Origin of the sequence: Bradyrhizobium campsiandrae (assembly GCF_014529705.1) — a bacterium.
In the GTDB taxonomy this organism is placed as follows: Bacteria; Pseudomonadota; Alphaproteobacteria; order Rhizobiales; family Xanthobacteraceae; genus Bradyrhizobium; species Bradyrhizobium campsiandrae.
Window position 1 is genome coordinate 24679 of the sequence record NZ_JAANIH010000061.1, and the last position, 7575, is coordinate 32253.

The window sequence follows — 7575 nt, forward strand, 5'->3', positions numbered from 1 at the left end:
GGGACTGCAGAGCGCCGCTGCGAGGCGTCATTTCAGAGCGTCCGCCGCTGCCGACATCCGCTCGAACTTCACGCTGCAATGGACGCCGGCCGGGATCGCAGCGCCTGGATTTGGCAGTCTGAGCTGAACCAGGAACAGTCCGCTGGCAGCATCGATCTGCGGATCTTTCGTGATCACGACGCCTTCGCGCGCGCCGCCCAGCGGCTCCTGCGGCGTGATCCCCGCCGACATGCCCATCGATACGAGCGGATAGGCTTTCGCAGGCAGGTAGACGTCGACGGTGAGCGGATCGATCTCGGTGACGGTTGCGACCGGGTTGGTTGGGTCGGCATATTCGCCCGCATGCAGCTCGACCGATGTCACGACGCCTTCGGCGGGCGCCCTGAGAGTTCGGCGATCGAGTGTCGCCTCCAGCCGGGTCAGCTCCAGCGCCGCCAATTCCTTGTCGAGCCGCGCCTGCTCGATCTCCTCCTTGGCCACGGAGGCGGCGGCCTCGGCTTCCTCGAATGCCTGCTCCGAGGTGACGGCGGCGACCTTGAGCTTGCGCTGGCGCTCCAGCTTGGCGGCTGCGGCGGTGTAGACCGCCGTCTTCAGGCGAATGGCGACATCGGTCGTGGACCTCACACGGGCCGCATCGACCTGCGCCTGCTCGACCACGGATTCGAGCTGCGCGATGATCTGTCCCTTCTTGACCACGTCGGCCCGCTTGACGGCCACCGACGCGAGAGGTCCGGGGATCGACATCGCCAGCTTGTAGACATGAAACGGCGTGATCAGGCACGAGGCGCGCGAGGCGTAGTCGTCCAGGGATTGCGCCCGCGCCCCCGGTGCCAGCAGCAAAGCCGCAACCAGACCCGACGCCGCGCGCCATGCCATCGCCTGCATCAGTCGAGCCCTCCGGCAAAGGCCATGACCTTGGCGAGCTGGCGGTCGCGGCGCAAGAGTTGAAGTCGGTCGTGGCGGCCGCGCCGTTCGCAGATGGACTGCGCGCGGGTGATCGCATGGCTGGTGATACGCGGCCAGGCGCGCAGGATTTTGCTCCATGGCGGCCCCAGCATCTGGAGGATGGCATCTCGCTGCGAAATGAATTCGGCAACGAGCCCGGGGTCGCCCTGGCGGGCGCAGCGGCCCATCAATTGCCGGTCGACGCGCCGGGATTCGTTTCGCTCGCACATCAGCACCACGAGGCCGCCGAGTTCTGCGACGCCGGCCTCCAGGCGTATATCGGTGCCCCGGCCGGCCATGTTCGTCACCACCGTCACCGTCCCGCGCGCGCCGGCGCCTGCGATGATGTCGGCTTCGGCCTCATCCTGCGCGGCGCTGAGCACGCGATGGATCACCCCGCGCTCGTGCAAAGCTTCGCTCGCCCGCTTGGCTTCGGTCACGGTGCGCACGGCGACGAGCACCGGTTGCCCGCGCGCCTGGAGCGCCTGCGCCTTGTCGGCGGCACGGCTCCACAACTGCGTTCTGTCGGAGAACACGATCGGAGGCGCCGCGTCCCGCCGCAGCGGAAGCCGGCGTGCGATGCGGGTCATGCGAAGGCCGTAGACGGTGTGCAACTCGACGGCAACCTCGCGGACGGTTCCGCTGAGGCCGCAGATCGTTGCGTAATTGCGGAAGAAGCGCTGGAAGCTGATGCTTGCGAGCGATTTGCGCTCGCCGCTGATGGCGCATCCTTCCTTGACCTCGACCATGAGGCTGAGGCTGTGGTTAAGATATCTGTCCGGCATGGTCCGTCCGTTCTGCTGGTCGATCAGGACGATCTTGCCATCGCGCACCAGATAATGGTGGTCGCGTCGCAGCGTATGCACGGCGGCCGTCGCCGCGCGCAACAATTCGTTGCGGATCAGGCGAACGCGCCACGGGCCGGTCAGCTCGGCGACCTCCTGCTCCAGCCGGCGTTCGCCGCGGAGCGTCAGGGTCGGCATCAGGCCGTGCGGGTCGACGGTGAAGTCGATGCCGCGCTCGAGACCGGCAGCCAGCTCCAGCGCCTGCCGTGCGGTCGCCTCTGAGATATCGCCCTTCGTGTTGGTCGAGATCAGCAATGGCGTCGTCGCCTCGTCGATCAGGACGCTGTCGATCTCGTCGATGATGGCAACGTCCAAAGCGCGTTGCAGCGGCTCGGCATCGTCACGCGCTGCCGCGCCGAGCAAGCGTCCGAGCTTGCTGGCAAGAGCGGATCGGCCGGTGATGAAGGTGTCGGCCAGCCCGTCCCGCAGATAGTCGAAACAGACCTCCTTGCTCGACACATAGGCGATGTCAGCGGCGTAGGCGGCGCGGCGCGGCGACACCGGAATGTCGCCGGTGACGACGCCGACGGTCAACCCGAGCGCCTCGAGCGCAGGTCGCACCTGCTCGGCGTCGCGGCCGGCGAGGTAGTCGTTCGACGTCACGACATGAACACAGCGGCCGGCGAGGCCGAACACGGCCGCGGCGAGGAAGGCGGCGATGGTCTTGCCTTCGCCGGTGTCCATCTCCGCCACGCATCCTCCGATCAACGCAGCGGCGCACGCCATCTGCTGGGAATAGGGTTCGAGGCCAATCGTGCGGCGGGCATATTCGCCCGCAACGGCGAGAGCATCGACCATGTCGGCGTTGCTCATGCCGCCGGAGCGCAGCGCGAGCGCCACCTCCATCCGGCGCTCGGCCAGGGCATCGGCGGCAAGGTCCGCAAGCGTCCGGGCCCGCGCCGCTGCGGCCTCGCCAATGAGTCGCGCCTTGCGGGAGCGCAGGCCGGTCGCGGCGACGGACAGATGGGCAGCCATCCAGGTCACGGCGGAGTCGACTTCCCGCTCCTGCGCCATCCGCCGGCTGTGCGCGAATGCGCGCGGAAGAGCGAGGTCCATCGTGGCCAGCGCGTCAGACATGGAACCGTCCGAGGAAGAGTTGCCTTCCGGCGCGATAGAGCCGCTCCAGCACCGGGCTCGCACCATGGTCGAACCGCACCCACACGCGTTGGCCCCAGCGATCGAGCGTCATTGGCGCGGGCGCGGCGACGTCGATCTGGAAGAACGATTCCAGGCTGGCCTCCTTCTCCTTTGCATTCGGATCGGGCGCGAACGGACCGCCGTTTGCGCTGGAAAGCGCGGAGCTCGGCAACAGCTTGGTCGATTGCGGGAACTGCCGCTCGATCCGGGCAGCTTCAATCGGAGTCCAGACGGCTTCGTCGAAACGGACTGACACCGTCTTCGTTCGATCGCGAACGTATTCGATCTCGCTTTCGGGAACGGTGGTCCGGATCGGAGGCGAGCGATCCGTCACGACGTAGCCGACCATCTGCCCCCGCTTGATGAAATTGCCGGTCAGGTCAGGCAGATGCGGAACGATGAACTGGCCCGTCGCGGGGCTTCGAAGCACGAGATTGTCGTATTGGCGTTCGATCTCGCGAAGCTCGTCCTGCGCCAACTGCCTCTGGCGCTCCAACAATTCGGCCTCGTAGGGGGTCCGGGCCTGGGCCGAAACGAGCCGAGCGTCGATCTCCGTGAACCGGGCCTGGGCCTTTTTCCGCTTGCTGGCGATCAGCGGATCCTCGAGCCGTAGCAGCGGCGTTCCCGCAGCGACATCCGTGCCGGGACTGGCCAGCACCTCTGCAAGGATGCCGGACGCATTGGCGACGACGCGTGTCTCCTCGGGAATCCAGACCACGCCCCGGACCACCGTGCCGTTGGGCAGCGGCACGATGACGACCAGCGTTCCGACCGCGAGCAGAAACAGGGCCGTGACGCTGACGGCGCGCAGCCTCGTGCGTTCGAGCGTCGGCGAAACCAGGACGAATTTGACGGCCTTCACGATCGGCCAGGCGAACGAGATCAGGGCCATCCAGATCGCCAGCACGATGCCGATCACGAAATACTGCGACGAGATGAACAGCACCACGCCGGCGACCGTCACCATCCGGTAGATGAAGGAGGCGGGCGCATAGGTCAGGAACCAGAACCGCTCCGCCGGCGTGGCGCGCATGGCCGTCGTGTCCCTGACGCCGAACACATAGCGCTGCAACAAATAGATGTAATAGCGCTGCGAGCGGCTGCCGAGATTGGGCAGTTCGAGCAGGTCGCAGAAGATGTAATAGGCGTCGAAGCGCAGCAGCGGATTGCCGTTGAAGATCAGCGTCGAGACGCTGGCGATCAGCACGGTGTCGTAGGCGATCGATTTCAGCAGGCCCTGCTCCGCATTGAGCCAGACCAGCATCGCGATCGCCGCGACCGAGAGCTCGACCGCCATGCCGGCGGCGGCGATCAGGGCGCGCTTCCACTTCTCGGGAACGATCGCCGATGCCGAGGCATCGACATAAGGCGCCGGCAGCAGCGTCAGCATCATGACGCCCATTTCGTGAACCTCGGCGCCGGCGAGTTTTGCCGCATAGGCGTGGCCAAGCTCATGCAGGACCTTGAGCAGGGGATAGATCAGGACCAGCGTGACGAGGCTCTGCGCCGCGAGAACCCGGTCGGTGATGTCGTCGGTCAGCTCCGGCCAGTGAATCACCAGCTGCACGCCGAGCCAGATCATTGCGGCGAGCCAGAGCCCGGCACCGAGAACGTTGCAGAATGGCCGGATCAGATGCGCCGTTGCGTCCAGAAACCGGTCGGGGTCGAACACTGGAATCCGGATCAGCATCGGATTCTTGAGATTGGCCAACGGAAGATGCTCGCGTTCCTTGCGTCCGCGCTCGGCCAGGTCGCCTTCGTCGACCGGCGCGTCGGACTGCAGGAGATTCGCCGCATAGAGTTCCGAGGCGGTATGCAGGATCTGATCCTGGGACGGCGCATCCTCGCCGAATTGTGCGACGGTCTCGCGCCAGATCTGCTCGAATGTCCGCGTTCCGTCCATCCGCGCCAGCACGCTGTAGGCCGCCGGCGAGAGCCGATGCACCTTGGCCGAGAAGCGATCCCGGACCACCTGCCACACCGTCCCGCGAATGACGTGACGTTCGATGCTGCAATCGTCGCGCAAGCGCGGCTTCAGCTTCTCCGCCAGGTGCCAGTGCGGCGAATGGATCGACCTCGGGTTCATTCGCGCCTCGAGCCTCTCACGGTATCAGGGCCCAGATCTTGATCCGCAACCAGTCGACCAGCGGATGAAACCAGATCCAGGCGACGTTGCGCCGTCCGGCTTCGATCTTGACCACACCTTCCATTCCCGGCCGAACGCTAGGGTCCTTTGAATCGACGCTGCCGATCGCCTCGAAACCATTCACCCCTTCGCTGGCCTGCGCGACCCGCGTGACCGACCCGATCACCATCGGGAACGTCCGGTCGGGCAGCGCCGACAGCAATAGCTCGCCGCTCTGGCCGGGGGTGACCAGCCTGATCTCGGCCTCGGGCACCACGGCGGTCACGCGATAGCGGTCGAGCGGCGCGATCTCGAACACCACGTCCCCGCGCGACACCGGCTTGCCGACGGATTGGCTGAGGTCGCCGCTCACGACGACGGCGGCGAAGGGAGCTTTCAGTTGCGCGCGCGCGATCATCTGGTCCGAGAGGTCGATCTCGGCGTCGGCCTGCTCGATCTGTGCCCGCGCGATGTTGGTTTCAGCGAGGTCGCGCTTGGCCAGCGCCTTGTCGAGCTCGAGCTGGTATTGCCGCTTCTTGGAGATCTGCCGCAGCCGTTCCAGGACGAGGTCGTTGTCCTGCAGTTCAGCGAGCACGAAGCCTTCCGGGACGACATCGCCCGCGCGCGCGAACTGGGCGCGAATATAGCCGTCGAACGGCGCCGCCACGAGACGCCTGATCTCGCCCTGGACCTGCGCCTTCGCGCGCACGCGATAATCGCTGGTGCCGAACGCGAGATAGAGCGCGGCCGCGATCGACACGGCCGTCGTCAGCTTGAGCATCAGGTGGCGTGGGCCCATCAGCTTGCCGAGAACGGCGCCGGCTCTTTCCGCCGCCAGCGCCGGCAGCGAGCGGTCAAGTCGCCATTTCTCGTCGAGCAGGGACCCGACCGCCGCCCCGACCGCATCGACCAGAACGATCTCGTCCTGCGTGAAGGCGCGTCCACCCCGGCGCAGCGTGATCGCACCCACGGCTTCGTTGTCGGCAACGAGCGGGATGGTCAGGATGTGTGCGCCGTCGAACTGCTTCGACAGGCTCTGGTGCGCACGCGTCAGCAGCGGCGACGATGTCGCCGGCGGCGGCACCAGCACCGCGCTGCCCTGATCGATGGCCTCGTCCTGGGCCGCTTCGAGCGCGCGGGCGAGGGTGCTGCGGCGGTCGATCGCCGCCGTCTGCGACAGCGCGATCAATCTCGATCGCTTTCCGTGGTAACGTCCGACAGCGGTGCTGTCACATTCCAGCCGTCGCGCGATCAGATTGCTGAGCAACCGGGCCGCGTCCACGCCGCCTTGAGCCGCGGCCAGCGCGTCGACCACGCCGATCAGGAACCGGGCCACATCGGCGGACGTCGAATTCTGCTTTGTCGCGCTGCGCGAGAGAAAAGCCTCCACGCCGGCCGCGCTCCATTGCAGGTGCCGTATCAATTGACGTATGCCGGCCGGATCCAGCGGCCGCGCCTCGATCAGGATCGCGCCATGCAGCAGCTCTCCGAACAGAAGGGGATAGGCGATGCGTGCCGGCAATTCGCCTCCGCCTTCAATCGCGGGACGCCGCCTGCGGCTGGCAAGATCGAGCACCGTGGCGACATCGGCGGGCAATGAATCCCCGTCCGCCGCCTCGGGAAAACGGGCGACGAGCTCGAAAGGGCCCCGTTCCGGCGCGCCGAGGAGGAGCGCCGAGCGCAGGATGCTGTCGTGCGCACGGCTGAGCAATCCGATCCAGGCGCGGCCAAAATCCTCGATACGCTCCGCCTGCGCGAGCGAGCGCCAGACGTCGGTCTCGATCCAGGTGTCCGGACTTAGGTCGCGGGACGTTTCACCAAATGCTTGTGTCTCACTCAGAAATGTAACTCCTGCGAGCAAAAAAACTTCGCGAACTAGGTTCCCAGATCAAGGACGCCGTATTTCGCCTCGTACTCCGCCAGTCGTTCGGTCAGCAAAATATTCAATCTCTTGGCTGCGTAAGGCGTGAGCACCATTCGGTTCGAGAGCTTGACCTCGAAGCCTTTGCCTTCCGCGAGAGACCAGGTGCTGTTCATGCCGAACAGCAGGGAAAATTCTTCTCGTGCGCTCAAGACGTTTATGACGTTGGAGAATTCGGTGCGCATGTTGGTCTGATCCCAATGCACCGGCGTGGCGTTCGACGAGCCTGGGTTGAGCGGTTCGGTTTGCTCTCCAGATTTTTTTCCGCTCATGACATCCTCCATATCAACCGTTCGGCTGAGATGAATTTCCGCGCAAGCAGACGATCACTCAACCCAGAAATCAAAAGTAACAAGAAAATACCTGGTTCGCTAGGCACCGCAACCGACGCGCGTCCCGACTACGACGTTTGTCATAGGTCGAGCTTGCTCCATCATTGCGCAGGAGTCTGTGGGATGTTTCACTTTGTATCTGCCGTGTAATGATATTATGCTTGGTGTCACTGCGTCGAATTTGATTGCGATTGAACTTTGAAGTCCCGATTGCGCATGATCTCTTGAGAGTTCCGGTTTTTGTTTTCCCGGATCATGCCTGATCGCCCG

5 protein-coding genes are annotated in these 7575 nt (G+C 65.2%); all 5 read right to left on the bottom strand.

Features of this window, described 5'->3' with window-relative positions:
* Window positions 1–27 precede the first annotated feature (27 nt).
* Genes G8O24_RS33050 through G8O24_RS33070 form a run of 5 tightly spaced genes read right to left on the bottom strand, consistent with a single transcriptional unit; the run spans window position 28 to window position 7245 of the window.
* Entirely contained in the window at window positions 28–885 is an 858-nt protein-coding gene (locus G8O24_RS33050; protein ID WP_188106702.1) for an efflux RND transporter periplasmic adaptor subunit, read from the bottom strand.
* Window positions 885–2867 (bottom strand): preprotein translocase subunit SecA, encoded by a 1983-nt coding sequence (locus G8O24_RS33055; protein WP_188106704.1) that lies wholly within the window; start codon window positions 2865–2867, stop codon window positions 885–887. The genes G8O24_RS33050 and G8O24_RS33055 overlap by 1 nt, the downstream gene beginning before the upstream one ends.
* Window positions 2860–5013: a site-2 protease family protein gene (locus G8O24_RS33060; protein ID WP_188106706.1), complete on the bottom strand. Its 2154-nt coding sequence runs from the start codon at window positions 5011–5013 to the stop codon at window positions 2860–2862. The genes G8O24_RS33055 and G8O24_RS33060 overlap by 8 nt, the downstream gene beginning before the upstream one ends.
* A 16-nt stretch (window positions 5014–5029) precedes the next feature.
* Window positions 5030–6913: a GAF domain-containing protein gene (locus tag G8O24_RS33065; RefSeq protein WP_188106707.1), complete on the bottom strand. Its 1884-nt coding sequence runs from the start codon at window positions 6911–6913 to the stop codon at window positions 5030–5032.
* 14 nt (window positions 6914–6927) lie between these two features.
* A complete protein-coding gene (locus tag G8O24_RS33070; RefSeq protein ID WP_188106709.1) occupies window positions 6928–7245 on the bottom strand; it encodes a DUF3467 domain-containing protein in 318 nt (105 codons plus the stop codon).
* Between the last annotated feature and the right edge of the window lie 330 nt (window positions 7246–7575).